Origin of the sequence: Bartonella sp. AP58NXGY, from assembly GCF_042195785.1 — a bacterium.
In the GTDB taxonomy this organism is placed as follows: domain Bacteria; phylum Pseudomonadota; class Alphaproteobacteria; order Rhizobiales; family Rhizobiaceae; genus Bartonella.
The window spans coordinates 357-606 of the sequence record NZ_JBHIOY010000351.1 but is presented as its reverse complement, the minus strand read 5'-3'; the positions used below and the strand labels follow the sequence as shown (position 1 = coordinate 606).

Below are 250 nucleotides of genomic sequence, written 5' to 3'. Positions count from 1 at the left end.
TTTGAAAAAAGGAATTTTATCTCACAATCAGAATCAGAAAATATCTTTTTTAATGAATCTGAAAGACGCGAAAATAAAAGAGATGAAACAGAAACTGTTGAAAAAATCGATCGTTTTTCACAAACGACTTCACAACAACCTGAAACTTCGAATATACAGAAAGCTGATGATGACAATCAAAACTTCTATGATCGTTCTATAAACCATCCCTATAAAATTTCAGCGAATCAAGAAAATTGGAAAAAAGAAG

General features: G+C 30.0%; 1 pseudogene. It reads left to right on the top strand.

The features are described from left to right. Window positions 1-250: pseudogene (locus ACFINC_RS11365) on the top strand (SPOR domain-containing protein); the annotation flags it as partial.